At 62.8% G+C, this 25,957-nt stretch carries 26 protein-coding genes; 12 read left to right on the top strand and 14 right to left on the bottom strand.

The features are described 5' to 3' along the window. Positions 1-359 precede the first annotated feature (359 nt). Positions 360-2,480 (top strand): TonB-dependent receptor, encoded by a 2,121-nt coding sequence (locus tag AC07OP_RS31295; RefSeq protein WP_053130326.1) that lies wholly within the window; start codon positions 360-362, stop codon positions 2,478-2,480. Between the two features lie 5 nt (positions 2,481-2,485). Here AC07OP_RS31295 and AC07OP_RS31290 read toward each other — a convergent pair whose 3' ends face one another. From AC07OP_RS31290 to AC07OP_RS31270, 5 genes are read right to left on the bottom strand one after another with little or no spacing between them, the layout of a single operon-like run. Next, positions 2,486-3,253: an energy transducer TonB gene (locus tag AC07OP_RS31290; RefSeq protein ID WP_495103111.1), complete on the bottom strand. Its 768-nt coding sequence runs from the start codon at positions 3,251-3,253 to the stop codon at positions 2,486-2,488. Continuing rightward, complete coding sequence (gene tolR / locus AC07OP_RS31285) at positions 3,250-3,696, bottom strand: protein TolR (RefSeq protein ID WP_027607142.1); 447 nt, start codon at positions 3,694-3,696, stop codon at positions 3,250-3,252. Before tolR ends, AC07OP_RS31290 begins: the two co-directional genes overlap by 4 nt. Positions 3,697-3,710: 14 nt before the next feature. Continuing rightward, positions 3,711-4,403: a protein TolQ gene (tolQ, locus tag AC07OP_RS31280; RefSeq protein WP_092357273.1), complete on the bottom strand. Its 693-nt coding sequence runs from the start codon at positions 4,401-4,403 to the stop codon at positions 3,711-3,713. Positions 4,404-4,450: 47 nt separating this feature from the next. Continuing rightward, on the bottom strand, positions 4,451-6,316 hold the full coding sequence (locus AC07OP_RS31275) for a phytase (RefSeq protein ID WP_495103112.1): 1,866 nt from the start codon (positions 6,314-6,316) through the stop codon (positions 4,451-4,453). Positions 6,317-6,362: 46 nt separating this feature from the next. Further along, on the bottom strand, positions 6,363-8,876 hold the full coding sequence (locus tag AC07OP_RS31270) for a TonB-dependent receptor (RefSeq protein WP_495103113.1): 2,514 nt from the start codon (positions 8,874-8,876) through the stop codon (positions 6,363-6,365). 451 nt (positions 8,877-9,327) lie between these two features. Between AC07OP_RS31270 and AC07OP_RS31265 the strand changes: the two genes are divergently transcribed. Together AC07OP_RS31265 and AC07OP_RS31260 are read left to right on the top strand one after the other, a co-directional pair. Next, on the top strand, positions 9,328-10,242 hold the full coding sequence (locus AC07OP_RS31265; protein ID WP_495103114.1) for a GGDEF domain-containing protein: 915 nt from the start codon (positions 9,328-9,330) through the stop codon (positions 10,240-10,242). A gap of 1 nt (position 10,243) precedes the next feature. Further along, positions 10,244-11,281, top strand: a complete 1,038-nt coding sequence (locus AC07OP_RS31260) for an AraC family transcriptional regulator (protein WP_027607147.1) — start codon at positions 10,244-10,246, stop codon at positions 11,279-11,281. On the opposite strand, the gene AC07OP_RS31255 is transcribed toward AC07OP_RS31260, so the two are convergent. From AC07OP_RS31255 to AC07OP_RS31235, 5 genes are all read right to left on the bottom strand, one after another. Beyond that, the gene (locus AC07OP_RS31255; protein WP_065927198.1) at positions 11,268-12,149 is read right to left on the bottom strand and encodes a LysR family transcriptional regulator; all 882 of its coding nucleotides are present in this window, start codon (positions 12,147-12,149) and stop codon (positions 11,268-11,270) included. The two genes, AC07OP_RS31260 and AC07OP_RS31255, sit on opposite strands and share 14 nt — an antisense overlap. Positions 12,150-12,288: 139 nt before the next feature. Next, positions 12,289-12,906 (bottom strand): isochorismate family cysteine hydrolase YcaC, encoded by a 618-nt coding sequence (gene ycaC, locus AC07OP_RS31250; RefSeq protein ID WP_027607149.1) that lies wholly within the window; start codon positions 12,904-12,906, stop codon positions 12,289-12,291. Between the two features lie 27 nt (positions 12,907-12,933). Next, entirely contained in the window at positions 12,934-14,772 is a 1,839-nt protein-coding gene (locus AC07OP_RS31245) for an amidohydrolase (protein ID WP_027607150.1), read from the bottom strand. Next, entirely contained in the window at positions 14,769-15,359 is a 591-nt protein-coding gene (locus AC07OP_RS31240; protein WP_408013470.1) for an antibiotic biosynthesis monooxygenase, read from the bottom strand. Before AC07OP_RS31240 ends, AC07OP_RS31245 begins: the two co-directional genes overlap by 4 nt. A gap of 106 nt (positions 15,360-15,465) precedes the next feature. Next, complete coding sequence (locus AC07OP_RS31235; protein ID WP_027607152.1) at positions 15,466-16,053, bottom strand: NUDIX domain-containing protein; 588 nt, start codon at positions 16,051-16,053, stop codon at positions 15,466-15,468. 164 nt (positions 16,054-16,217) lie between these two features. Here AC07OP_RS31235 and AC07OP_RS31230 point away from each other — a divergent pair, with 164 nt between their 5' ends. Then, positions 16,218-17,144: an alpha/beta hydrolase gene (locus AC07OP_RS31230; protein WP_027607153.1), complete on the top strand. Its 927-nt coding sequence runs from the start codon at positions 16,218-16,220 to the stop codon at positions 17,142-17,144. Positions 17,145-17,339: 195 nt separating this feature from the next. On the opposite strand, the gene AC07OP_RS31225 is transcribed toward AC07OP_RS31230, so the two are convergent. After that, a complete protein-coding gene (locus tag AC07OP_RS31225) occupies positions 17,340-18,497 on the bottom strand; it encodes an alpha-hydroxy acid oxidase (protein ID WP_495103115.1) in 1,158 nt (385 codons plus the stop codon). A gap of 121 nt (positions 18,498-18,618) precedes the next feature. Between AC07OP_RS31225 and AC07OP_RS31220 the strand changes: the two genes are divergently transcribed. Then, entirely contained in the window at positions 18,619-19,404 is a 786-nt protein-coding gene (locus AC07OP_RS31220; RefSeq protein WP_495103116.1) for a DeoR/GlpR family DNA-binding transcription regulator, read from the top strand. A gap of 338 nt (positions 19,405-19,742) precedes the next feature. Here AC07OP_RS31220 and AC07OP_RS31215 read toward each other — a convergent pair whose 3' ends face one another. After that, on the bottom strand, positions 19,743-20,177 hold the full coding sequence (locus tag AC07OP_RS31215; RefSeq protein ID WP_027607156.1) for a hypothetical protein: 435 nt from the start codon (positions 20,175-20,177) through the stop codon (positions 19,743-19,745). 296 nt (positions 20,178-20,473) lie between these two features. On the opposite strand from AC07OP_RS31215, the gene AC07OP_RS31210 reads away from it, so the two are divergent. After that, positions 20,474-21,034 carry a type 1 glutamine amidotransferase domain-containing protein gene (locus tag AC07OP_RS31210; protein WP_495103117.1) on the top strand — a complete coding sequence of 187 codons (561 nt, stop codon included), beginning with the start codon at positions 20,474-20,476 and terminating at the stop codon, positions 21,032-21,034. A 61-nt stretch (positions 21,035-21,095) separates the two neighbouring features. Here the strand turns inward: AC07OP_RS31210 and AC07OP_RS31205 are convergent, their stop codons facing one another. Further along, positions 21,096-21,302 (bottom strand): PLD nuclease N-terminal domain-containing protein, encoded by a 207-nt coding sequence (locus AC07OP_RS31205; protein WP_027607158.1) that lies wholly within the window; start codon positions 21,300-21,302, stop codon positions 21,096-21,098. A gap of 256 nt (positions 21,303-21,558) precedes the next feature. Between AC07OP_RS31205 and AC07OP_RS31200 the strand changes: the two genes are divergently transcribed. Beyond that, complete coding sequence (locus AC07OP_RS31200; RefSeq protein ID WP_495103118.1) at positions 21,559-22,035, top strand: PA2171 family ribosome-binding persister protein; 477 nt, start codon at positions 21,559-21,561, stop codon at positions 22,033-22,035. Positions 22,036-22,103: 68 nt separating this feature from the next. After that, on the top strand, positions 22,104-22,382 hold the full coding sequence (locus tag AC07OP_RS31195) for a hypothetical protein (protein WP_065941910.1): 279 nt from the start codon (positions 22,104-22,106) through the stop codon (positions 22,380-22,382). On the opposite strand, the gene AC07OP_RS31190 is transcribed toward AC07OP_RS31195, so the two are convergent. Continuing rightward, the gene (locus AC07OP_RS31190; protein WP_115488270.1) at positions 22,371-22,580 is read right to left on the bottom strand and encodes a DUF3079 domain-containing protein; all 210 of its coding nucleotides are present in this window, start codon (positions 22,578-22,580) and stop codon (positions 22,371-22,373) included. The genes AC07OP_RS31195 and AC07OP_RS31190 overlap by 12 nt on opposite strands. 179 nt (positions 22,581-22,759) lie before the next feature. On the opposite strand from AC07OP_RS31190, the gene AC07OP_RS31185 reads away from it, so the two are divergent. Genes AC07OP_RS31185 through AC07OP_RS31170 form a run of 4 tightly spaced genes read left to right on the top strand, consistent with a single transcriptional unit; the run spans position 22,760 to position 25,814 of the window. Next, on the top strand, positions 22,760-23,290 hold the full coding sequence (locus AC07OP_RS31185) for an iron transporter (protein WP_495103119.1): 531 nt from the start codon (positions 22,760-22,762) through the stop codon (positions 23,288-23,290). Next, a complete protein-coding gene (locus tag AC07OP_RS31180; protein ID WP_098479247.1) occupies positions 23,290-23,613 on the top strand; it encodes a cupredoxin domain-containing protein in 324 nt (107 codons plus the stop codon). Before AC07OP_RS31185 ends, AC07OP_RS31180 begins: the two co-directional genes overlap by 1 nt. 9 nt (positions 23,614-23,622) lie before the next feature. Then, positions 23,623-24,462: an FTR1 family iron permease gene (locus tag AC07OP_RS31175; RefSeq protein ID WP_495103120.1), complete on the top strand. Its 840-nt coding sequence runs from the start codon at positions 23,623-23,625 to the stop codon at positions 24,460-24,462. Then, positions 24,459-25,814, top strand: coding sequence for a 4Fe-4S binding protein (locus tag AC07OP_RS31170; RefSeq protein ID WP_495103121.1), 1,356 nt, complete (start codon positions 24,459-24,461; stop codon positions 25,812-25,814). The genes AC07OP_RS31175 and AC07OP_RS31170 overlap by 4 nt, the downstream gene beginning before the upstream one ends. The last annotated feature ends 143 nt before the right edge of the window (positions 25,815-25,957 follow it).

Below are 25,957 nucleotides of genomic sequence, written 5' to 3'. Positions count from 1 at the left end.
CGAGTGTTGGGGCGAGGACCTTTTGCTTACTTTTGGGTCCCTCCAAAAGTGAGCCGCTGTAAGAGCGGAACCATAGGCAGCCGTTACCGCAGCAACGGATATGTACTCGGTCAAAGCCAACGACATGGTCGGCCCGAAGGCCGCCACGGGGGCAAGCCCCACATCTGGTTATGCGGCCAGGCGAGAAATATCATCAGATATACGCATCATAAATAAAAATTAACTGCATATCTTTAATAATGAGCATATAACAAAACAGACTTTTACGAACGTCTTTCCTATCCATATTGTTATGTCCAGCACCGACCCCTGACCAGGTGGAGGCCTTGCCTGAACCACCACTTTCTCAGGGACCTACCATGAGCCACATCGCCGCGCCCAATCGCCTCACCCTTGCTGTCTCCCTCGCCCTGTTCGGCGCGTACGCCCACGCCGATGACGCCGCGCTGCCGGTGGTCAATGTCACGGCCGAGCACCGCAGTGAAGACCTGCAGAAAACCCCGCTGGCGATTTCCGCCTTCGACGAGAAGAGCCTCGACGACAAGCAGATCCGCAGCGTGCGCGACCTGTCGGGCCAGGTGCCGAACCTGACCCTCAGCCGCCAGTCGATCTCCTACAGCGCCCAGACCTATGGCATTCGCGGCATCGGTGAAACCGACCCGATCCAGGAAGCCGCCGTGGCGGTGTACGCCGACGACTTGTACATCCCCCGGGCGATTTCCTCGATGCTCGACTTCAATGACGTCGAGCGCGTCGAAGTGCTGCGCGGCCCCCAGGGCACCCTGTACGGGCGCAACAGCAGCGCCGGGGCGATCCGCGTGATCACCCGCGACCCCAACCAGGAAACCCGTGGTTTCGTCGAGCTCGGTGCGGGTAATTACAATGCGCAGAACGGCCGTTTCCTGATCAGCGGCCCGCTGGTGGACAACGCGTTGTTCGGCAGCTTTTCGGCGATCCGCCTGAGCCGCGACGGCACGGTGTCCAACCCGACCCGGGGCAAGGATGTGAACAACGTCGATATCCAGTCCTACCGCGGCAAGCTGCGCTACAAGCCCGAGGATTCACCTTGGGATGTGCAGTTGACCCTGGCCGGCACCTTTGACCGTGGCGACACCACCAGCTACTCGCCGTTCGACGCCAACGGCCGTTTCGACAAGTTCAAGAGCTACAGCAGCCTCGACCCGAAAAACCGCCTTGACCAGGGCAGCTCGGTGTTGCGCGCGATCTATGCGATCAACGATCACTTGAATGTCAAATCGGTCACTGCCTGGTCGTCCTTCAACCAGCCGGTGGACTACGACAACTCTGGCCAGGCCGCGCTGATCCAGAACAACCTGATCCTCTACAAGCAAAACTACGCCACCCAGGAATTCCAGCTCAACGGTGACTATGACGACTTCAGCTTCAGCACCGGCCTGTACCTGTACCGCGAACGCTTCGATGCCGACCGCGACAACCTCACCTACTCCATCGCACGCAACCGGGTGATCGGCCAGGGCCAGTACAGCACCACCAACACCGAAAGCTACGCGCTGTATGGCCAGGGCACCTACAAGATCACCCCGCAGCTATCGCTGATCGCCGGCCTGCGCTTTACCCGCGAACACAAGAACTTCGAGTTCACCAATTACGCGATCAATACCGACCGGCAGATTACCGGCACCAACTTCGCGGCCGAGTCGAGCAAATCCTGGCAGTCCACCAGCCCGAAAATCGGCTTCGAATATGCCTGGACGCCGCACCTCAACCAGTACGCCTACGTCGCCAAGGGCTTCAAGGCCGGCGGATACGACAACCGTGCGCCGACCCGCGCCGCCGCCGAGCAGGCGTTTTCGCCGGAAGACGTGACCACCTGGGAAACCGGCTTCAAGGGCGACTTCTTCGACCAGCGTCTGCGGGCCAACGTCGCGCTGTTCTACAACGACTACAAAGACCTGCAGACCAACGCCTACGACCCGGCGCTGGGGGTGAGTCTGCGCACCAACGTCGGCCAGGCCCACACCTACGGTGTCGAGCTGGAAACCCTCACCGCCCTGAGCCGCGACCTGCAACTGAGCGCCAACCTCGGCTACCTGGAGAGCCAGTACGACGACTTCCAGAACGCCAGCGGTGCCGGGGTCGATGCCAATGGCAAGCAACTGGTGTTCTCGCCGCGCTGGAACGCCAGTGTCGGCCTGAACTACACCATTCCGGCAGGCCTGCCGGGCACCTGGCTGGCGGGCACGGATGCGCAGTTCCAGACCAAGTCCTACGCCAACGCGCTGAACGACGACATCCAGGAAGTGCCGCAGCAAACCTTCTGGAACGCCAACACTCGCTACATCAGCGGCGACGGCCACTGGACCACTACCCTGGCGGTGAAAAACCTGCTGGACCGGGCTTACCCGCAATCGGTGGGCTATGTGCCGTCCAGCGGCGCCCGTTATTACTCGGTCAACGATCCGCGCACGCTGTTGCTGTCGGTGCGCTATGACCTCTGAGTGCATTACTTGATGCGGTAGTGGAAGGTATTGCGCACCGCCGGTACGGCCACGGCCTTGCCATCAACGATCCTCGGCTGGTAGCGGAAAGTGTTCGCCGCCGCCAGTGAAGGCCGGATAAACAACGGGTGGCAGCCGTCCAGCACCTTGGGATTTTCCACGCGGCCTTGGGTGTTGACGCTGTACTCCAAGGTGCAGTCGCCCTCGATGTTCTTGTCCAGGGCGCGCTCGGGATAGTCCGGTGCCTCCTTGCTCAGGGGTTGGTATTGGCGACTGTCGAAGGCGGGTGCCGGGGCTGGCGCGGGTGTGGCAGCCCGGGCTTTTTCAGCGGCCAGGCGTTGCTGATCGAGGCGTTGTTGTTCCAGCTCGCGGTTGCGTTGTTCGCTGGCCAGGCGTTCCTGCTGCTGCTCGATTTTCTTGTCTTCGACGCGTTTACGCGCCAGGGCGGCTTTCTCGAGTTTCTGCGCCTGGACCTGTGGATCGACCACGGGCTTTGCCGGCACCGGTATCACCACCGGTTCCGGCGGTGCGGGGGCAGCCACCACCGGTTCAGGCTCGGGCGCTGGCGCCGGTGGCAGCATGACCAACTGCGTGTGCATCACCCGAGGGGCATCCACCACGGGCTTCTCCGTCGACCAGCCCAGCATCAACGCGGCCAGCACGCCGACGTGCAGGGCCACCGCCAGGCTGGCGGCGAGGCTGTTTCTCCAAAACCCGGAAGCATCCCGGGGCGCCATCGTCAGGGTGGGACTGTGCATGATCATCGCCGTCATTGCGGGGCCTCGGTCACCAGCCCCAGGTTACTGACTCCACCCTTCTGCAACACCGCCATGGCCGCGACCACACGGCCGTAACCGGCGTTGTCGTCGGCGCGGATATAGACCTGGGTGTCGCTGCGCGCCGCCACCACCTGCATGACCTTGGCGCCCATTTCATCCAGGCTCACGGCGCTGTCGGTCTGGTGCTGGGTATCGAGTTCGCCGCCGAGGTTCCAGTAGTAGCCGCCGTCGGCCTTTACCGACAGCGTGAGGATCTGCTGGCGGGTGTCGGTGGCCAACGCCTCGGCGGCGACTTTGGGCAGGTCGATCTTCACGCCCTGGGTCAGCATCGGCGCGGTGACCATGAAGATCACCAGCAGCACCAGCATCACGTCGATATACGGCACCACGTTCATCTCGGCCTTGGGCCCGTGCTTGCGTTGCGGCCTGACTAACATGGGAGTTGCTCCTTTCAGGCGGCGACGGCCAGGTTGATCGACGTACCGCGCAGGGTGCGGTGCAGGCGTACCTGCAGCTCGTTGCCAAACGCGTAGTAACGGGTGAGCAGGGTCTGGCCGCGCGCCGCGAAGCGGTTATAGGCGATCACCGCCGGGATCGCCGCAAACAGGCCAATGGCCGTGGCGATCAAGGCTTCGGCGATGCCCGGCGCTACGGTGGACAACGTCGCCTGTTGCACCTGGGACAAGCCGATAAAGGAATTCATGATGCCCCACACCGTGCCGAACAGGCCGATGTACGGGCTGACCGAACCCACGGTCGCGAGAAATTGCAGGCCCTTTTCCAATTCGATTTCCTGCTCGGTGATTGCCACCTGCAAGGCCCGCTCCACGCCTTCGAGCACCGCCGGGTCATGGCTGTGCAGGTGCTGGTATTCCTGGACCCCGGCGATAAAGATCGGCGCAATGCCGCCCTCGCCCGCCTGCTGGACCTCACGGGACAGTGCCTGCAGATCCGGCGCGGCACGAAAGCGCTGCACAAACGTATTCAACTGCCGCTCCAGGCGGCGCAGCACACTGCCGCGCTGGATAATCAGGTACCAGCTGAGCAAGGACGCCAACAGCAAGGTGAGCATGACAGCCTTGACCAACAGGCTGGCGTCGCTGATCAAACCCCAGATCGTCATATGTTCCATCGTCGCGTGCATGGTGAATCTCCCATTCGATTAAAAAGTGATGACCGGTTGATGACGGTTCACGGCAATTTCAATGCGCGGGTGACCTCGGCCCAGGGCACGAACTTGAAGTTCTGGGTCTGCTCGGGCATGCGCTTGCGCCCGTCCTGCACCACCAGCATGCCTTGGCTCCATGGCCCGCCGAGGTTGATGGCGGTGACTTCCAGGCCATCGGTTTCCGACGCACCGTCGATACCGGCGGCGGCGTTCAAGCCGACGCGGAAGCCGCCGTGCACGGCAAACGGCGGTTCGGCATCCACCACCAGGTAGCTGTCATTGCCCTGGCTGGAGATCACCAGATAGTCATGTTTATCGCTCTGGTACAGCGCCAGGCCCTCGACATCTGCATGCAATTGCGCGCCGACCTTGATCACGCTGGTCAACGTCGCCGGTTGATCGGCGCGCGCATCCACCGCCCACACGCCGACGTCCTCCTCACCGATAAACAGGCGCTGGCGCTGGTCGTCGGCGACACAGCCTTCGGGTTGGCTGTCGACCTTGAACTGGCGCACCAGCTCGCCGTGCACACGGCCGTCCGCCGCACTGAGGCGGTATTGCAGGAAGGTGCCGTCCTTGCCGTTGGCAATCGCGTAGATCTCGCCGCTGGCGGGCTGGAACAGGCAGATGCCATAGATCTCCTTGAGCGGCGTGGGCACTTCACCGGCCTCACGCAGCTCGCCGCTCTGACGGTCGATACTGAACAGGCTCAGGCTGTTGTGATCGCGATTGCTCGCCACCGCCAGGTCCACCGTTTGCGCGCCAAGCTTGAAGTTGGGGCGTACGTCGACGTTATTCAGGCGGCCCACCGCCAGTTCCTGCAACAGCTTGCCGTCGAGGTCGTAGGCGAGCAGGCCCTGTTTCTTGTTGGTGCCGAGCACACGGCTGTTGGCCGGGGTTTCGGGGTGAATCCAGATCGCCGGGTCATCCGCCGCGTCGCCCTGGCGGCCGACCGGGTCGCTCTGGCGCACGGCCGCGACTTCCGGCAGTACCGGCGCCGCCGCGACGGGCTTGGCCTGCCAGTCGAGCCTGGCCTGGTAGAGCGTGCCGCTGTCATCATCGCGCACCAGCAACTGGCGGCCATTGAGCGCCAATTGCTCCGGCTCTTTCAGGCCCGGCAGGCCCAGGCTCGATTGCTCCACCCAGCGCTCGCCGGTGTGCTGGAACAGGTGTAACCGGGCGGTCTTCGGGTCCAGCGCAACCAGGCCACCGGGTACCAGCGCCATGGCCCCGGCTTCGCGCTTGGGAGTGTCGAACAGCGCCACCGGCGTGCGTTTCACCTCGGCTTCCGGGTGCGCCGGGTAGGCCCACCAACCGACATTCTCTTCATTCACCAGCAACTGCTGGGTGGCATCGTCCACCTGGCAGAACTGCGCCGACGGCGGCAGCGGCAAACCCCGTACACGCTGGGGGTCGGTGAGCAGCGTCGCGCCGTTGCCCACCAGCCATTGCTCGCCCTTGCCCTCTTCGCCCACCAGGAACACAAACAGGTTGGCCGCGGCGTCGCGGTACAGGCACAGGCCATTTACCGGGTAGTCGCGGGTCGGCAGGTACAGCGGTTTGCCCCAGTTTTTGCCGGCGCTGTCCAGGCTGATCAGCAACGCCTGCTGGCGCTCGTTGTCGAGGCTGGCGACCAGCACCTGGGCCCCTGCGGCGCGGGTGTCGAGGCTGCTGAAGTTACCCTTGAAACGCGCCAGCTCGGCGCCCTGGCTGTCGAGCAGTTGCAGGCCGTCGCGGGTGCTGGCGGCCAGGCGCTCGGTGGTGTTGGGCAGGAAGCCCACGGCTTCGGCCTTCAGGCTGGGTGCCCACGGGGTCAGCGCCAGGTCGGCGGCGAACGCATGGCCGCTGGTGACCAGGGCAATCAGCAGGTACAGCTTGGAAATTCTCATGGACAAGCAAATCCTTCAAAAACAATGGAGATCAAATGTGTTGAATTCAAAAATGGGTGAAGGTCAGGCCCACTTTGTAGGTGGGGCCGTACTCTTCGTACTGGCCGTTGTAGCTGCGGTGGCCGGTGTAGACGAAGTACGACTCATCGGTGAGGTTCTGGGCTTCGAAGCTGACTTGCAGGTTCTTGGTCAGCGAGTAGCGCGCGCTGAAGTCGACGAAGGTCTGCGCGTCGACGTGCAGGTCGTGGGCCTTGTCGTTGATCGAGGCCAGTTCATACAGGTAAGCCGACTTGTAGTTGGCCGACAGGCGCAGGCTGAGCTTGTCGTCCTCCCAGCCGAGCATCAGGTTGCTGACGGTGTCCGACTGGTTGGGCAGGCTGATGTTGCGCTTGCGATTCGTGCCGCTGGCGGCGTCGAAGCCTTCGATATCGGCGCTGGAGCGGCTGAAGGTGCTGTTGGCGCCGATCAGCAAACCGTTCCACGGCGCCGGCAGCCAGTCGAACTTCTGTGAGTAGGCCAGTTCCAGGCCGTAGAGCTTGGCGCTGTCGCCGTTGGCGTAGGTGTGGGCCTCGGAGAAATTGGTCCAGGCGCCGGTGCCGGCGAGGTCGGTGTTGTAGACGAAGTTCTTGATGTCCTTGTAGAACACGAATGCCGATACGGTCCCGGCGCGGCCCATGAAATGCTCGATGCCCAGGTCCAGGTTGCTCGATTCCAGAGGCTTGAGGTCCGGGTTGCCGAAGGTGGCTTCGTCATCGTCGATCACAAAACCCGGCGCCAGCTGGCCGAATGTCGGGCGCACCACCGACTTGGTCCAGGCCGCGCGCACCTGGGTGTTCTTGTCGATCTGGTAGCGCGCATGCAGCCCCGGCAACCAATGGTGATAGCGGCGCTTGGTCTCGGTGGGGGTGAACACGCCATCGGTGGCGCCGGTGCCCTTGGCTTCGAACTCGGTGCCCTCGTAGCGCAGGCCGGCGATAAAGCGCCAGTCGTCGATATCGAGGGTGTTCATCAGGTAGCCGGCGTTGATGTCCTCGCGAATGGTGAAGTCGTTGACCCGCGATTCGGTCTCGTCATAGAAATCCGCCGGGTTGAGGCTGCCGATCAGCTGCTTGATCGCGCTGGGGCTGATGCCGGGGCCGTAGTTGCCCAGGCGATAGTCGACGCTGCCCTTCTGGAACCGGGTGAGGTTGAGTTGATCGGCGCTGAAACCGAGGGTGTCGAAGTCTTCGTAGACCCAGGCTTCCAGGTCGTTGTCCTTGTTGCGGCGGCTGACCTTGCCACCGAACTTGACCTGGGACGCATAGCCGCTCAGGTCATAGTCGCGGGCCAGATCCAGGCGCAGGTTTTTCTCGGTGTCCTGGGTGTTCTGTTTCTCCCAGTCGACCTTGTCGAGGCTGAAGTTGCTGGCGTCGTAGAAGCCGCTGCCGATGATCGGGCGGGGTTTGTCCTTGTCGTAGAAACCGCTGTTGGCAAAGTCACCGCCGTCGAAGGTGGCGCCGGCGATATGCGCCGGGCTGTCTTCGCTGGATTGGCTGTAGCCGGCCTGGCCGCTTAAGGTCCACAGGCCGAGCATGCGTTCGCCGCCGAATACATAGGATTGGATTTCCTGGGTTTCCTCACGGTTTTTCAGCTTGCGCTTGCCCTCGGCATCGCCCAGTTGGCCCGGGGCCTGGGGGTCGGCAAATTCAATGCTGGTGGAGTTGCGGGTTTCGGTGTCGGTGTAGCGGCTGTAGAGGGTGCGCAGGTAGTAGCTGCTGAGGTCATCGGGCTTGTAGTCGAAGTTCAGGCCACCGCCGGCGCGTTCGCGGCTGATGTCGTAGTCGCGCTGTTCGAACTCGTTGAGCCGGGCGCCGTCGGTGAAGTCCCAGGCGCCGCCGGTTTCGACGTTGTCCGAGCCGAAGTCGCGCTTTTGCCAGCTCAGTGCTGCGGCGACGCCGAAGTTGTCGATGCCGTCGCCGAGGCTGAAACGGTTACTGGCGGCGCCGGAGAATTTCGGGCTGGTCTGGCGCGTATTCTTGTCGTAGCTGGCTTCGCTGCTGCCGGTGTAGAACAAACCTTTATGGTCGAAGGCCGAGAGGCTTTGCACATCGACGGTGCCACCGAGGGAGTTGGCGTCCATGTCCGGGGTTAGGGTCTTGATCACCGACAGCGACTGCACCAGCTCCGAGGGCAGCACATCGAGGGCCACGGCGCGGCGCGCGCTTTCCGGGGCGGGCACCAGGGTGCCGTTGATGGTCACGCTGTTGAGGTCCGGGCCCAGGCCGCGCACGCTGACAAAACGCCCTTCGCCCTGGTCGCGCTCGACACTGATGCCCGGCAGGCGCTGCGCCGCTTCGGCGACGTTCTGATCCGGCAACTGGGCCACGCCGTCGGCATGCACCACGCTCTTGATGCTGTCGGCGCTGCGTTGCTCCTTGAGCGCCTGGTCGATGGCGGCGGCCTGGCCGACCACCTCGACGTGCTCGGTGGCGCTCGCTTCGGCGGCGCTCAACCGTTCACTGGCCATCGCCAGGGCCAAGGCGGTAAGCGTAAAGCTGACGAGCCCGGTGCGCTTGTACATGCAATCCTCCCCAAGAATCCGTTGGCGCCAGGCAAGGGGCCCGGCAACTGGGAGGGCACGCTAGGGGTGGGGGATGACGGTTCTGTGACAGTAGGTCTGTGGCAGGCCCATAAACCGGGGGGTTTAGCCGATTTCCGGTTTGAAATGAGCTGAAATGACCTCAGTAGATCGAATGTGGGAGGGGGCTTGCTGTGGTGAAGGGGCTTGTCCCCCGACGGGTTCACTGAGGATACGGGGGGCCTGCTTCGCAGACCAGCGCGGGGCAAGCCCGCTCACCACAGCAAGCCTGCTCACCACAGCTAGCCTGCTCACCACAGCAAGCTCCTCCCACATTTTTTGATCGCCAGTGTGTTTGAGCTGAGCTGATTCGACCCTCCTCCACCGTCATCCAACGGTCACATCCATCTGCTGTGCTGGCGCCCACCACTCATTTGCCCAAGGACCTGCGGCCATGTTTTCCGTGCTCAAGCCCCACCGCTGGAAACTCTCGTTGCTGCTGATCGCGGCCAACCTCGGGCTGATCCTGCACCTGGCCTGCGGCGAGTTGAAAAGCGTCAGCGAATGGGTGTGGCTGGATATCTTCGGCGAAGGCGGTTCCGCCCTGCTCGCCCTGGTATGGCTGGGCCTGGTGCTCAAGAGCCGCCCCGCCGGGCGCGTCACCAATTACCTGGCGCTGGGCCTGTCGTGCATCTTTTTCTCCTGGTGGATCGACAGCCTCGACGAATTTATCCGCCTGCCCGACAGCATCACCTGGGACCATTGGCTCGAGTCCGGGCCGATGCCGGTGGGCATGATCCTGCTGACCATCGGCATCTACCACTGGCACCGCGAACAACTGGCGATCAGCGCACAGATGGAAAAGCGCGAGCGCTTGTTCCGTGAGCATCGTTTGTTCGACAAACTCACACCGCTGGCCGGCGCCGACTACCTCAAGCGCCAGCTGGCCGACAGCCTGCAGGACAGCCGCGACCAGCAACAACCGCTGTCGCTGCTGGCCCTGGACCTGGACAACTTCGCCGCCATCAACCAGGCCTACGGCCATGCCGAAGGCGACGCGGTGTTGCAGGCCCTCAGCCATTTGCTGCTGCTCAACCTGCGCCGCCAGGACCTGGTGTGCCGCCTGGCCGGCGACCGTTTTGTGGTGCTGCTGCCCAATACCGGCGAGCGCCAGGCCAAGGAGCTGGCGCTGGAGTTGCAACAAGCGGTGCGCGGCCTGGCCCACAAGACCCGGCAACAGGGCGAACGCCTGCAACTGGCGGCGACCACCGCCGTGGTCATGGCCCTTGAAGAACCGCCCCAGGATTTGCTCAAGCGCCTGAACCTGGCCTTGGCCAGGGCCAAGCAACCCCTTGCGAAAAGTGCCTGAGATGGCCGTGAAAACCAGCTGGTATGAAGCCGACAGCCGCTTCATTCCAGGGCATTACCAACCCGCCACGCTGATCGACCTGGCCTTGTCCCGCGACATCGACAGCCATCGCCTGCTGCGCGGCACCGGGCTGTTTCACGAGGACATCCTGGCCGGCACCGCGCACCTGAGCCCGCAGCAGTTTTTCGGCTTGATCGGCAACAGCCGCAAGTTACTGGACGCCGACGACAGCAGCTTCCTGTTTGGCCAGCGCCTGCTACCGGGCTATTACGGTGCCGCCAGCCACGCCCTTGGCCATGCGCAGAACCTGCACCAGGCGCTGGAAATCCTGATCCAGCAACAGGTGCTGCTCAGCCCGCTGGCCAGTCTGCAACTGGAGCTGGATGAGCACCACGCCTACCTGTACTGGCTGGACAGTTGCGGCGCCGGCGAGCACTGGCGTTTCCTGCTGGAAGCCAGCATGACCTCGCTGGTTGCCATGAGCCAATGGCTCAGCGGCGAGCGCCTGCCGTGGGCGTGCAGTTTCAGCCATGCCGAACCGCGTTATATCGAGCAGTACTGGGTGCACCTGGGCGAGGACACGCGCTTCGAGCGCCCGCTGGACATGATGACGATCCCGCGCGAATACCTCACCCGCACCTGGCCGGGCGCCTCGGCCACGGCCGGCCAGGTTGCACGCCGCCAAGCCCGCGAGCAGATCGAGCAACTGGGCTTTGCCGGCAGCTTTCTCGACTGCCTCTACGAGTACCTGCGCGACCAGGTGCGCCAGCCGCCCAGCCTGGAACAGGCAGCGCAGGCCTTCGCCATGAGCCCGGCGACCCTCAAGCGCAAGTTGCACAAGCACGACACCGGCTTTCAACAGCAGGTGGACCGAGTGCGCAAGCAGGTGGCGTTGCACCTGTACCAGGTCAAGGGCTACAGCAATGATGAAGTGGCGGCGTACCTGAACTTCAACGATGCGGCGAACTTCCGGCGCTCATTCAAGCGCTGGACCGGCAGCACCCCGAACCTGATCCGCCAGCTGTTCAACAGCCGCTAGCCAGGCGTTCGCGCAGAAACTCCACCAGCGCCTGCACCGGCCGTGAGCTTTGCCGGTGCTGGGGGTACACCGCCGACAGGGTCAGGGCTTCGGGGGCAAAATCATCGAGGAGCGTGACCAGCCGGCCGTCCTTCAAGGCGTCGCCGACGATAAAGGTCGGCAGGTAGGTGACGCCCAGGCCGGCGACGGCGGTATCGCGCAGCAACTCGCCGTTATTCACGCGCATACGGCCGGTGACATTCAGCGCTTGCAGCTTGCCTTTGAAGCGCCATTGCACCTGGCGGCCATGGCCGTAGGGCAGGCAGTCGTGTTCGGCGAGGTCTTCGGGTTTAAGCGGCGTACCGCGCAGTGCCAGGTACTCGGGGCTGGCGCAATACACGCGCTCGATGCTGGCGATACGCCGAGCGATGAGGGTGGAATCTTCCAGGGTGCCGATGCGCAGCACCAGGTCGTAGCCTTCACCGATGAGGTCCACCGGGCGGTCGCTGAGGTCAACTTCCACCGACACCTGGGGATGGCGCTGCAAGAACACCGGCAACAGGCAACCCAGGTGCGCCATGGCGAACGACAACGGCGCACTCAGGCGAATGGTGCCGCGCGGTTCGCTGTTCTGGCCGGCGATGCCCTGCTCCACTTGCTCGACCTCACCGAGCAGGCGCAAGGCGGACTCGTAGTAACTCTGGCCCAGGGGCGTGACATCCAGGCGGCGCGTGGAGCGATTGAGCAGGCGCACGCCGAGGCGATCTTCCAGCTGGATCAGGCGGCGGCTGACGAATTGCTTGGACAGGCCCAATTGTTCGGCGGCGGCGGTGAAGCTGCCGGATTCCATGACCTGGCAGAACAGGCGCATGTCTTCGAAGGGGTTCATTGTCGCTTCTCGGTAGACGATGGGCTGTTTTATAACTGGATGGTCGCCACACCACAAATCAAATGTGGGAGGGGGCTTGCTGTAGTTCACCACAGCAAGCCCCCTCCCACAGGGAATTACCGACAGCCTTGAAAACAGCTTACTTGGCCGTAAACGCCGAGTAGCTGTTCATCAGGTTGCGGTAGTTGGGGATGCGCGGCGACAGCAGGTTGGCCAGGCCTTCCATGTCGTTGCGCCAGTCCACTTGCAGCTCGCAGGCCACGGCGAACCAGTTCACCAGTTGCGCACCGGCGGCGGTCATACGCGCCCAGGCGGCTTGTTGCACAGTTTCGTTGAAGGTGCCGGAGGCGTCGGTGACCACGAACACCTCGAAGCCTTCGTCGAGGGCGCACAGGGTCGGGAACGCTACGCACACGTCCGTCACCACACCGGCAATGATGATCTGCTTGCGGCCGGTAGCCTTGACCGCCTTGACGAAATCTTCGTTGTCCCAGGCGTTGATCTGGCCAGGACGGGCGATGTACGGCGCGTCCGGGAACAGTGCCTTGAGTTCCGGCACCAGTGGGCCGTTGGGACCGCCTTCAAAACTGGTGGTCAGGATGGTCGGCAGGTTGAAGAACTTCGCCACATCGGCCAGGGCCAGTACGTTGTTCTTGAATTCGTTGGGGGAGAAATCCTGCACCAGGGAGATCAGGCCGGTCTGGTGATCCACCAACAGCACCACGGCGTCATCTTTGTTCAAGCGCTTGTAAGTCATGGGTTAACTCCTTTGTGGGTTTAGGTATCAGAACGCAAAGCACGAGCAGCCAAACGCCCCCCAGAAACCCTGGAAGTCGCTGACCGGCACGCTGGAAAGGCGCGCCTTTTCGTGGCTGTGGGAATGCACGCCGCACGGGCCGCTGCATTGGTGTACTTGAGCCTGCACAGGCGAACTCGGGCGCCAGTGCCCCGGCACCTTGACCACCGGCGACCAGTCCGGCAGCACCGGTACGCGTGGCGGGGCGAAGTCTTCAAAGTCGCCGGCGCCGTAGACCACCTTGCCGCCGACCACGGTGAGCACCGATTCGATCCACTTGATGGCTTCTTCATCGACACTGAAAAAGTCCGCCGACAGCGCCGCCACGTCCGCCAGTTGGCCGACCTTGATCTGGCCTTTCTTGCCCTGCTCGGACGAGAACCAGGCGCTGCCATGGGTGAACAGCTCCAGCGCGGTCAGGCGCGGCAGGCCTTCGGCGTGCAGCTCCAGGCCACCGACGGTGCGGCCGCTGACCATCCAGTACAGCGAAGTCCACGGGTTGTAGCTCGAGACTCGCGTGGCATCGGTGCCCGCCCCTACCGGCACGCCTTCGGCCAGCATGCGCTTGATCGGTGGCGTGGCTTCGGCGGCCTTGGCGCCGTAGCGCTCGACAAAATATTCGCCCTGGAACGCCATGCGGTCCTGGATCGCGATACCGCCACCGAGGGCGCGGACCCGCTCGATATTCTTCGGCGTGATGGTTTCGGCATGGTCGAAGAACCACGGCAAGCCATTGAACGGGATGTCACGGTTGACCTTCTCGAACACATCAAGCATGCGCGAGATGGACTCGTCATAGGTGGCATGCAGGCGGAACGGCCAGCGCTGCTCCACCAGATGGCGCACCACCGGTTCCAGCTCCTGCTCCATGGTCAGCGGCAGGTCGGGACGGGGTTCGAGGAAGTCTTCAAAGTCGGCGGCCGAGAACACCAGCATTTCACCGGCGCCGTTGTGGCGCAGGTAGTCATCGCCCTGGTGCAGGGTGACGCTGCCGGTCCAGTTCTTGAAGTCGCTGAGTTCTTCCTTGGGCTTCTGGGTGAACAGGTTGTAGGCGATGCGTACCGTCAGTTGCTCATCCTTGGCCAGTTGCTCGATCACCGCGTAGTCATCGGGGTAGTTCTGGAAACCACCGCCGGCATCGATGGCGCTGGTCAGGCCGAGACGATTGAGTTCACGCATGAACTGGCGGGTGGAGTTGACCTGGTATTCCAGCGGCAGTTTCGGGCCTTTGGCCAGGGTCGAGTAGAGGATCATCGCGTTGGGTCGCGCCACCAGCATGCCGGTGGGGTTGCCGTGGCTGTCGCGCACGATCTCGCCACCCGGCGGGTTCGGCGTGTCCTTGGTGTAGCCGGCCACGCGCAGGGCGGCGCGGTTGAGCAAGGCACGGTCATACAGGTGCAGCACGAACACCGGGGTGTCCGGTGCGGCCTGGTTGAGTTCTTCCAGGGTCGGCATGCGTTTTTCGGCGAACTGGAATTCGTTCCAGCCACCGACCACCCGCACCCATTGCGGCGTCGGGGTTCGGTCGGCCTGCTCCTTGAGCATGCGCAGGGCATCGGCCAGGGACGGCACGCCTTCCCAGCGCAGCTCGAGGTTGTAGTTCAGCCCGCCACGGATCAGGTGCAGGTGCGAGTCATTGAGGCCGGGGATCACGGTGCGGCCCTTGAGGTCGATGACCTGGGTGCCGCTGCCACGCAGGGCCATGGCCTCGCCATCGGTGCCGACGGCAACGAAGCGCCCCTCGCGGATGGCGACGGCGGTTGCCCGCGGGTTTTCACGGTCCACGGTGTGGAACTGGCCATTGAACAGAATCAGATCGGCGTTCATAGGGTTTCCTTTACAGAGGCTTCTAGCCAGGGAGCGAACAGGCGGGTGGCGGCCGGCATCAGCAGGTAGACCACCAGCAGGACGATGGTCACGGTGACCAGGAAGGTCGCGACCACGTAGTTGGAGAGAAACGGGTGCAGGCCGAGGATCGGGGCCCACACGATCGGCACCAGCAGGGTCAGCGGCAGGATCACGCACAGGGTCACCACCGCCTGTTTCCAGCGCGGCGGCTTGGCGGCGCTGTCGGCCAGGGGCGTGAACCAGAACTCGTTGAGCGCACCGATTTCGGTCTTGTCGCCGTCGGCCAGCATCGGCGCGGCTTCGGCGATCAGGGTGTTGCGCTCGGGGGAATTGAGCCAGGTTTCCAGGTCATCGGTGGAGCGGTAGCGCAATACGCAGGTGAACAGCGCCAGGCCGTTCTGTTTGCTGCGCACCACATCGACACCCAGGTGGCCGGGACGCTCGCCGGCGATGCGTACGGTGCGGCGCAGCCAGGCTTCGTAGTCGGCTTCGCGGCCGGCCTTGATCAGGTGTTTGACGACCAGGGTGACGACTTCGTCGGGCCCTGTCTGTGGTGCTGGGTCCATGGGATGCCCCTCTGCCTTGAAATGTCAGCGATGAGGGGAGTTTGCCGAGGACAGCGTCAGGAAAATTGCATGTACGTGCTGTTTGAGGGGGATGGCTGGAAAGGGCTCACCAGCCTTCTTTCAGCATGCGCAACTCCAGGTGCTGCAACAGCATGATGGTCTTGCCGTCGGCGATCTCGCCGCTCTGCACCATGGCCAGTGCCTGCTCGAAACCCAGCTCCAGCACCTCGATGTCCTCGCCCTCCTCTTCCAGGCCGCCGCCATGGCCGACCCGGTCCCCCGGCTGGTACTCGCCGAGAAAAAAGTGAATCCGCTCAGTGACCGACCCCGGGCTCATGAACGCCGCATAGATCTTCTCTACATGGCCGACGCGGTAGCCGGTCTCTTCCTCGGCCTCCAGGCGAATGCGCTCTTCGGGGCTGGCGTTGTCCAGCAGCCCCGCCGCCGCTTCAATCAGATAGCCGTGGTAGTCATTGACGAAGGTGGGCATGCGGAACTGGCGAATCAGCAACACCGTGCGTTGCTCGCGGTTGTACAACAGGATGGTCGCGCCATTGCCGCGGTCATACACCTCGCGGGTCTGGGCTTGCCAACTGCCGTCGCGGCGACGCAGGTCGAAGCTGTATTTTTTCAGCAGGTACCAGTTGTCCGAGAGGGTCTCTTCGGCGGTGATGCGAACGGGGCTGTTGTCCATGGTCAGGCCTTTGTTCAAAAGAGCACGAGCATGTCGCGCCGGCATCGATGGCGTCAAATGCTGTAACACTTTGCAAGCAATCCCCCTGCGCGGCCGTCGAATTTATACCTGCCTGTGCAGGCCATCTGGTAAAACCCCAGCTTCACCTTTGTCCAGGAATCTCCATGCCCTCTCGTTTTCTATCGCGCCTGAGCCTGCGCTGGTTTCCCCTGCTGTGCATGGCACTGTTGATCGTCGGCCTGCCCGTGGGCTGCGCGGTGCTGCAACACAAGGAGCGCGAGCTGGTGTTTCGCATCGAGCCCGGCACCGCCAGTTGGTACAGCGGCTTGCCCAAGGCGGTGCAGGAATTCGAACTCAAGCCCGCCAGTTTCAAATCGGGGCAGAACATTCATGGCTGGTGGTACCCGGCCGCCAACAAGGACGCACCGGCGATCCTCTACCTGCATGGCGTACGCTGGAACCTCACCGGGCAGCTGTTTCGCATCGAGCAGTTGCACGCCCTGGGTTACTCGGTGCTGGCCATCGACTATCGCGGTTTTGGCCAGAGCCACGGCGAGCTGCCCTCGGAAACCACGGTCTACGAAGACGCGCGCATCGCCTGGGAACGCTTCCAGGTGCTGCAACCGGACCCCGGCAAGCGCCTGATCTACGGGCACTCCCTCGGCGGCGCGGTAGCCATCGACCTGGCCGCCGAACTGGGCAAGCAAACGCCACTGCCGGTACGTGGGCTGGTGATCGAGTCCACCTTCACCTCCCTGGCCGATGTGGCCACGGCGGTGGCCAACACCTCGCTGCCGGTGCGTTGGTTGCTGTCGCAGAAGTTCGACTCCATCGACAAGATCGCCGATATCCATATGCCATTGCTGGTGGTGCATGGCCTGGATGATCGCTATGTGCCGCCCCGTTTCAGCGAGCAACTATTTGAAGCGGCCCGGCAACCCAAGCGCCTCTTGTTGGTGCCGGGTGCCAGCCACAACAACAGCATGAGCCTGGCCGGTCGCAGCTATCGCCAGGCACTCGACAACCTGATGCAAGCGAAGATGCCCGCCCAGGTTGTCACCCACACAACCGGCCGTGACAACGAGTCATAAATCCGTTTTTCGGCACTGGGTTCGCGCTGGGCTGTCAAGCGCAAACCCTGCCCATACTGGCCCTCGCCGGCAGTTGATCAAATATTAACCTTTGGTTAAATCGCCAACCCTGCCGGGCGTTCGCAAAGTTATCCACAGAGATACCCACGGTTTTCGTGGACAACTCTTTTTATTTTTTTACGATTTTTTTGCTGATTAAACGGTTTCTGGAAATGTACCCGGCAGCAGAATCTCGCGATTCACATCGCGTATATCGTTATAGCCACACAGCGCCATCGACACGTCCAATTCACGGGCGATGATCTCGAGTGCCTTGGTCACCCCTGCTTCGCCCATCGCGCCCAGCCCATACAAATGCGGGCGACCGATCATGGTGCCCTTGGCGCCGAGTGCCATCGCCTTGAGCACGTCCTGGCCGGAGCGAATGCCGCCATCGAGCCACACCTCAATGCGTTCGCCCACCGCGTCGACAATCGCCGGCAACTGGCTGATGCTCGACGGCGCACCATCCAACTGGCGGCCACCGTGGTTGCTCACCACCAGTGCATCGGCACCGGAATTGGCGGCCAGGCGCGCGTCTTCCACATCGAGGATGCCCTTGATGATCAGCTTGCCGCCCCAGCACTGCTTGATCCATTCCACATCGTCCCAGCTCAGGCGCGGGTCGAATTGCTGGGCGGTCCACGACGACAGCGACCGCATGTCCGCCACACCCTTCACATGCCCGACGATATTACCGAAGCCACGCCGCCGGGTACCGAGCATGCCCATCACCCAGCGCGGCCTGGTGGCCATGTTGAGGAGGTTCGGCAAGGTCAACCTGGGCGGTGCCGACAAGCCGTTGATCAAATCCTTGTGACGCTGCCCGAGGATCTGCAGGTCCAGGGTCAGCACCAGTGCGTCCACGCCGGCCGCCTTGGCACGTTCGATCAATTGCTCGACAAAGCCACGGTCGCGCATCACATACAGCTGGAACCAGAACGGCTTGCCGACCTGTTCGGCGATGTCCTCCAACGAGCAGATACTCATGGTCGACAAGGTGTAGCGCAGGCCAAACGCGGCGGCGGCGCGGGCGGTAAGAATTTCGCCATCGGCATGCTGCATGCCCGCCAGACCGGTGGGGGCCAAGGCAACGGGCATGGCCATGTCCTGGCCGAGCATGGTGGCGCGGATCGAACGTTCATCGATATTGCGCGCCACGCGCTGGCGGAATTTGATCCGGGCAAAATCGCTTTCATTGGCGCGGTAGGTGCTTTCAGTCCAGGACCCGGAATCGGCGTAATCGTAGAACATCCGTGGCACCCGCTTTTGCGCCAGCTTGCGTAAATCTTCGATGGTTGTCATCAACGACATCTAGGTCACCTCTCCCTGAACTGAGCACAGAGAGTAACCGCCCCACAAGTGGGCAACCAGCCATTGCGTTTATATCGATCGCAGACTAATCTCGCACAAACCCGCAAAAAAGCGCACAAACATGCACAACACCCATCACGCCATCGACCTGCCTTCCCTGCGCAAACAAAAGATCCTGTTACTGCTGGAACGCGACGGCAAAGTCACGGCCTCGGAGCTGGTGGAGCACTTCGCCGTATCCCAGGACACCATCCGCCGCGACCTCGGCGAACTCGCCGCCGCCGGTCTGTTGCAGCGCGTGCACGGTGGCGCCCTGCCCCGGCCCAAGGACACCGGCAAGGACTTCTTCACCCGTGTCGGCGAGACCAATGAAGCCAAGCGTCAACTCGCGCAACTCGCCGCCGACCAGGTGCAAGACGGCCAGATCGTGCTGTTCGATTCCGGTTCCACCACCTTGCAGATCGCCCAATCATTACCCCACTCGATCCGCCTCACGGTGGTCACGCCATCACCGATGATCGCCATCGCCCTGGCCGAGCATCGCGATGTGAAGGTGATACTTGCCGGTGGCCAACTCAACCCGGCCACCTTGTCCACCAGCGGTCACGAGGCGGTGCGTCTGATCCAGAGCATCAAGGCCGACCTGCTGTTTACCGGGGTGTGCGCACTGCATCCGCAAGTGGGCATCAGCTCGCTGCATTTTGATGAAGTCGCGGTCAAGCAGGCCCTGCTCGACAGCGCCTCCCATGTGGTGGCGGTGACCATGGCCGACAAACTCGGTGCGGTGGAACCGTTTGTGGTGGCGCCGTGCAACCGTATCCACACGCTGATCACCGAGTGGCATGTGCCGAGTGTGGAGGCGTATGAGCAGTTAGGGTTGGAGGTGTTGCGGGTCGAGGTCGAGTAGGTACAGGGCATCAAATGGCGGCGTGGCTGGCAGGCTCTGTTGTGGCCAGCAGGCTTATTGTGGTGGGCAAGCTTTTTTTTATGGTGAGCGGGCTTGTTGTGGTGAGCAGGCTTTTTGTGGTGAGCGGGCTTGCTGTGGTGAGCGGGCTTGCCCCGCGCTGGGGCGCGTAGCGGCCCCTCATAAGGCCACCGCCATTATCCTGCCTGCCTGAACGCGGTGACTGGTTTTAGGGCCGCTTCGCAGCCCAGCGCGGGGCAAGCCCGCTCACCACAAAAAGCCTGCTCACTACAAAAAAAGCCCGCTCACCACAACAAGCTCACTAGCCACAACAAGCCCGCTCACCACGACAGCACCTTGGCCGCATCGCGCATGAAAATCTCGATGGTCTTGGGCCCCACGCCGTCAAATTCACCCAGGCGCTGTTCGAACGCCTGGCGGTTTTCGCTGGCACTGCGGATATGGCTGATCTTGCCGGCGTATTCGGCGTTCAGCTTGGCACTCAGGTCCAGCAGGCGCTGTGCGGTGCTTTCGTCGTACCGCACGTAGTGGGCACGCCCCAACATCGCCACCAATTCCTTGGAGGTGCAATGTTGCAGCTTGCGCGCCGTATCGCGCCCCTCTTCTTCAACGATCACCTTGTAGGCCTGGGCCGCAATCGGTGCCTGGATGCGCTTGCCCATCAGGAAGCTGGCGACAAGCCACTTGAACAGGCTGGCGTCATCCCCAGGCTTGAGATCGATGCCCAGTTCAGCCGCTGAAATAGCCTTGGCCATGCTCAGTGCCCCAGCTTGCGCTCGGCATCATCCGCCCGTTCGTTGATGGCGTCGGCCTGGCGTTCGGTGTCCTTGATCGAGGTGGCGGTCACAGTGAAATCTCCTGGCAGTTGAAGGCCCGCGAAAGCGCCGGGCACTTATGCAGCAGAGGCCGGTGAGTTTCGATAGTTCAAGGAAATTGCCCGCACCAACCGCCCACGAAAAAAGCGCAAATTAATTTAAACCTTTGCCGCCCGGACTCGATCCACTCTCCCATATCGCCTCTTCAATCATCCCCCCTCAGGAGACACTCGATCATGAGCTCACACCTTAACGGCAAGAAGATTCTGGTCATCACCTCCAACACCGGCATTGAGCGCGACGAACTGCTCAAGCCCCTGGAAGCACTGCGCGGCCATGGCGCCACGGTGACCCACGCGTCCAGCAAAGGCGGCTCCACCCAGACCTTTGTCGGCGACACCGAGAAGGACAAAACCGTGGAATCCGACGTGCAGCTGTCGGACGTGGTCAGCAGCGACTTTGACGCCCTTGTAATCCCTGGCGGTACCGTCAATGCCGATACCCTGCGCCAGGACGCGGCGGCGCTGCGCCTGATCAAGGACTTCGCCGACGCCGGTAAAACCATCGCGGCGATCTGCCACGGCCCATGGACGCTGATCGACGCCGGCGTGATCAAGGGCAAGACCCTGACCTCGTACAAAAGCGTGCGCATCGACCTGGAAAACGCCGGCGCGGCCGGGTGGGTCGATACCGCAGTCAAGCAATGCCAGGCAAATGGCTGGACCTTGATCACCTCGCGTACACCGGACGATCTGCCTGCTTTCAACGAGGCGATTGCCCAGGCTGTCGCTGGTTGAACCGCCAACGTTGAACGCAAACAGGCGCCTTTCGGCGCCTGTTTTGCGTTACCCCTGCCACTCAGCTTTTACGCTGCTCCGGCATCTCCCGCTTGGGCCCGAACATGGCCCATGCAATCAAGCCCACCAGCGGTACGAAGATCAGGATCACCAGCCATAAGCCCTTGGTCTCCCAGCCACTGGTGCTGCGCAATACGATATTGATCGCCCACAATTCCAACAGCAGCAGAATCACCGCCAACGCAATCCAGATATATTGAATTTCCATGCTTCACCTCCTAGGTCGTATGCGTTAGTTCAAGCATCGGCCGCGAGGGTTCATTTAAATTTTCCTGGGTGGTGGAATGCAACGTGGTACCAGGCCGACCATGCAACCTGCACGACAGGCACTCTCTGCAATCCTCTTCAACCAATTGAATTGAAAGGCCAATTTAAAATCCCTCAAGTTGGTACGCCTGATGCACCACTGCACGGGACGAGGCGTGCATATCGACGCGCCCTGAGTTTCCCGTGAGGTGTCACCGATGAATGCCATTGATCTGCTCAAAGCCGACCACGAACGCGTAAAAGCCCTGTTGACGCAACTGAGTGAATCCACCGAACGCGGGGTTAAAAAACGCACGGAGTTGCTGGCCAAGCTGGAAGCGGAAATCAGCCTGCACACCAGGCTGGAAGAAGAAATCCTCTACCCAGCGTTCAGAAAGGCCGGCGGTAAGGAACAGGACATCATGTACCACGAGGCCAAGGAAGAGCACCGCACCGTTGACGCCCTGGTGCTGCCCGACCTGAAGCAGACCGAACCTTCGACCACCGAGTTTTCCGGCCGCGTCAAAGTGGTCAAGGAATTGCTGGAGCACCATATCGAAGAAGAGGAAACCGAGATGTTCCCCCAGGCCAAAAAGCTGCTGGGCAAGGCATTGCTTGAAGAGTTGGGCGCTGAAATGGTAGCCATGAAAGCGGCGCATAAAAAGTCGCAATCGAGCAAGCCGATGGCGGCTTGATCGAGGCAGGACCGGAGCCTGGAATTCATCCAGGCTCCTGATACATCTACACGATAGGGGATAGCGTCATGAAGACCAGATCGTCCCAACGGATTGTGCTTATCGTCGGCCTGTCAGCCCTGCTCACCGGCCCCGCCCTCGCCGCCTTTGGCGATAACCCGGAACCTGCCGCCAACGCCTTGAGTGGCGACAGCGCCGCCGGTTCCGCCCTGCCACCGGGGACCTACCCCAGCAGCCCCTCGGACAGCGACAAAAAAACCAAGGACACCGCCAAACCGCCGAGCAAACCCGCCAGGCCGGCTGACACTAATAAAGACGGCAAGGAAAAACCCCGCTCAGGCAGCTGACGGTTCATCCGCCACCGGCGGCTCGGGCCCTAGCCCCCAGTCGCCATGCTCGTACCAGTCATCTCCGAGCATCTCGGCCGGGTGCATGGTGCGGTCGGCGCCATTGCCGCACGCCAGGTCGGCGGCCGCGCAGTAGCGGTCACAGCCCCAACAGATACGTTCGGGATGCTTGGGGTGCAGCGGAAAAGGCTTGGCCATGAGTCGACTCCCTGGCGACGAACACTTACATCAACCTACCCCCATCCAGCCTGTACAACCTTGACCGGCATCAAGCCTGGCCAAGATGAAATATCCTCGGAACTTGACAAGAATCATTATTATTTACTGCTGACCTTCCTAGACTCGGGTTCTCTCTCCACACCCCTCAGGAAGCCTCCATGCGTACCCGTTCTTTGCTGTGCCTTGCCCTGCTGCTGAGCACCTCCGTGGCAGTTGCCAAGGAGTACCCCATCGGCGAACCGCAACACTGTCCCGGCCTGGAAATCGGCGCGGTGTACCTGCAACCGATCGAGATGGCACCCGCCGGCATGATGCGCGCCACGGCCGATTCCGATGTGCACCTGGAAGCCGACGTACGCGCCACGGCGGACAACGTCCAAGGGTTTCAGGAAGGCAGTTTCGTGCCCTACCTCAATCTGTCTTTCACCCTGAAGAAAACAGGCAGCGACACCCCCATCAGCGGCGACTTCCACGCCATGGTCGCCAACGACGGGCCGCACTACGGCGATAACGTCAAGCTGCAAGGCCCGGGCAAATACACCCTCACCTTCAGCGTATTGCCGCCCACCGGCCACCACTCCCTGGGCCGTCATACCGACAAGGAAACCGGGGTCGCCCCGTGGTTCGAACGCTGTGAAGTGCACTACGAATTCGTCTACGCCGGCATCGGCAAAAAAGGCGGCTATTGATGCGCCGCGCCCTCTTGCTGGGCGGCCTGCTGCTAAGCGGCGCGGCAGTGGCGGCGCCGTTGCCCACCTATGAGTTGAGCCTGCAGGACGGTCACTTCGACCCGCCACAACTGGTGGTCAAGGCCGATGAGCGTTTCAAGATCGTGCTCAAGAACATCGGCCAAGGCCCGGCCGAATTCGAAAGCACGCCGTTGCGGGTCGAGAAGGTGTTGTCTGCGGGGGTGACCACCTTTGTGGTGATCCACCCGCTCAAGCCGGGGTCGTACCCGTTTTTCGACGAGTTCAACCCGCAATTGCCCGAAGGCAGCATCCTCGCCCAATAGGAGCCGTTGATGAATCAATCGATGTTTATTGTCTGGCGTGAAAGCGTCGAGGCCCTGCTGGTGATCGGTATCCTGCAGGCCTGGATCAGCCGCCAGGCCGGCCATGTGCAACTGGCCCGTTTCCTCTGGGCCGGGGTGTTGCTGGGGTTGCTGTGTTCGGCCGGGCTGGCCGGTTTGATGCTCTGGGCCGGCGACGCCATGACCGGCCCACAGGGCGAGTGGCTGCAAGCGGCGCTGACCCTGTTGGCCAGCGGCTTGATGGTGCAGATGGTGTTCTGGATGCACCGCAACGCGGCCACGCTCAAGCACAGCCTGGTACGCGAGGCCGACGCGCGCCTTGCGCGCCAGGGCGGCTGGGGCGTGTTGTTACTGGCGCTGCTGGCGGTGAGTCGCGAAGGCAGTGAAACCGTGGTGTTCTTGTATGGCGCCGGGGCGCGCCTGCACGATGAGGCGCAAGGCCTGTTCGCCGTCGGCGGCCTGCTCGGCCTGGCACTGGCGGGGCTCACCGTGCTGCTGTTGCGCGGCAGTCGGCGCTTTATCTCCTGGTCACTGTTCTTCGCCCTCAGCGAGGCGCTGCTGTTACTGCTCGGCGGGGCCTTGCTGGTCGCGGCCGTGGACCGCATCAGCGGGCAACTGCTGGGCATGGACATGCCCGAGTGGGTCTACGCCGCCTTCGGTGACAGCCGCTGGGACAGCAGCGCACTGCTCAGTGACAGCCATGGCCTCGGCGCACTGCTGGCCGACTTTACCGGCTACCGCGCGGCCCCCAGCCTTATCACCGTGTTGGTACTGCTCGGCTACTGGCTGTGGGTGGGCAACGGCTTGCGTCGCGCCCGGCACGCGGCATGAGCTGGCTGCAGCAACTGGGCGATGGCATGCGCCGCCATGCCCGGCTGATCCGTGCCATGCAATGGGCGGTGGTGCTGGCGTATGCCGTGCTGCTGGTACTGCCCGCCGCGCTGCCGTTGCCGGATAGCCAGGCGCGCATGGTGAACAACCTGACGCTGCTGGCGCAATTTATCTTCTGGGGGATCTGGTGGCCGTTCGTGTTGCTGTCGATGGTGCTGTTCGGGCGCCTGTGGTGCGGCGTGCTGTGCCCGGAGGGTTCGTTGAGCGAGTGGGCCAGCCAGCACGGGCGTGGCCTGGGCATACCGCGCTGGCTGCGTTGGGGCGGCTGGCCGACCCTGGGCTTTTGCCTCACCACGCTCTACGGCCAGTTGATCAGCGTGTACGACTATGCCCAGGCAGCATTGCTGATCCTGGGCGGCTCGACGTTGGCGGCGGTGCTGGTCGGCCTGTTGTTCGTGCGCGGCAAGCGCGTGTGGTGCCGTTACCTGTGCCCGGTCAGCGGCGTGTTCGCCCTGCTCGCTCGCCTGGCGCCGGTGCATTTCGCCGTGGATGAACAGCGCTGGAAAGCCAACGACGCCCCGCGCCTGCCCCTGCCCAACTGCGCGCCACTCCTGGACATCCGCCGCCTGCAGGGCGCCAGCGACTGCCACGCCTGTGGCCGTTGCAGCGGGCAACGCGGCGCGGTGCAACTGATCGCCCGCTCCTGCAACCAGGAGATTCTCCAGGCGCCGCGTCAACCCGGCTCGGCGTGGGATGCGCGCCTGCTGCTGTTTGGCGTGATCGGATTGGCCATGGGCGCATTCCAATGGACCTTGAGCCCGTGGTTTATCGCGCTGAAACAGACATTCGCCGAATGGCTGGTGAGCCGCGACTGGCTGTGGCCGTTGCAAGACAACGCGCCGTGGTGGCTGCTCACCCACTACCCGCCACTCAACGACAGCTTCAGCTGGCTCGATGGCCTGTGCATCCTGCTGTACCTGGCTGGCAGCGCACTGCTGCTCGGCGGTGGCTGCTGGCTGCTGCTGCGCCTGGCCGCGTCTGTGGCCGGCGACCGCGCACTGTTTCGGCCCCTGGCACTGACACTCACGCCCCTGGGTGGTGCAGGGCTGTTCCTGGGGCTGTCGGCGACGACGGTGAAGTTGTTGCGCTATGAAGGGTTGGCATTGGCGTGGGTGCAACCGGCTCGTGCACTGATGCTGAGCGCGGCGATTGGCTGGTGCTTGTGGTTGGGGTGGCGACAGCTCCAAGGGCTGGAAACCCGGCGCCGTTACCTCGGGTGGTCGTGCTTACTGCTGAGCAACGGGCTGGTGGGCTATGGCTGGTGGTTGCAGTTCTGGGGGTGGGCTGGCTGATGCACACCGATCCAAATGTGGGAGGAGGCTTGCCCCTGATGAGCATGGGTATCTGTGGCGCGGGCGCTTGCTCCCGTGGCGGCCTTCGGGCCGACCATGTCGTTGGAGTTGAGCGAGTACATATCCGTTGCTGCGGTAACGGC

Source organism: Pseudomonas sp. GW821-FHT09D08 (genome assembly GCF_059416305.1).
This window is presented reverse-complemented; position numbering and strand designations above follow the sequence as displayed.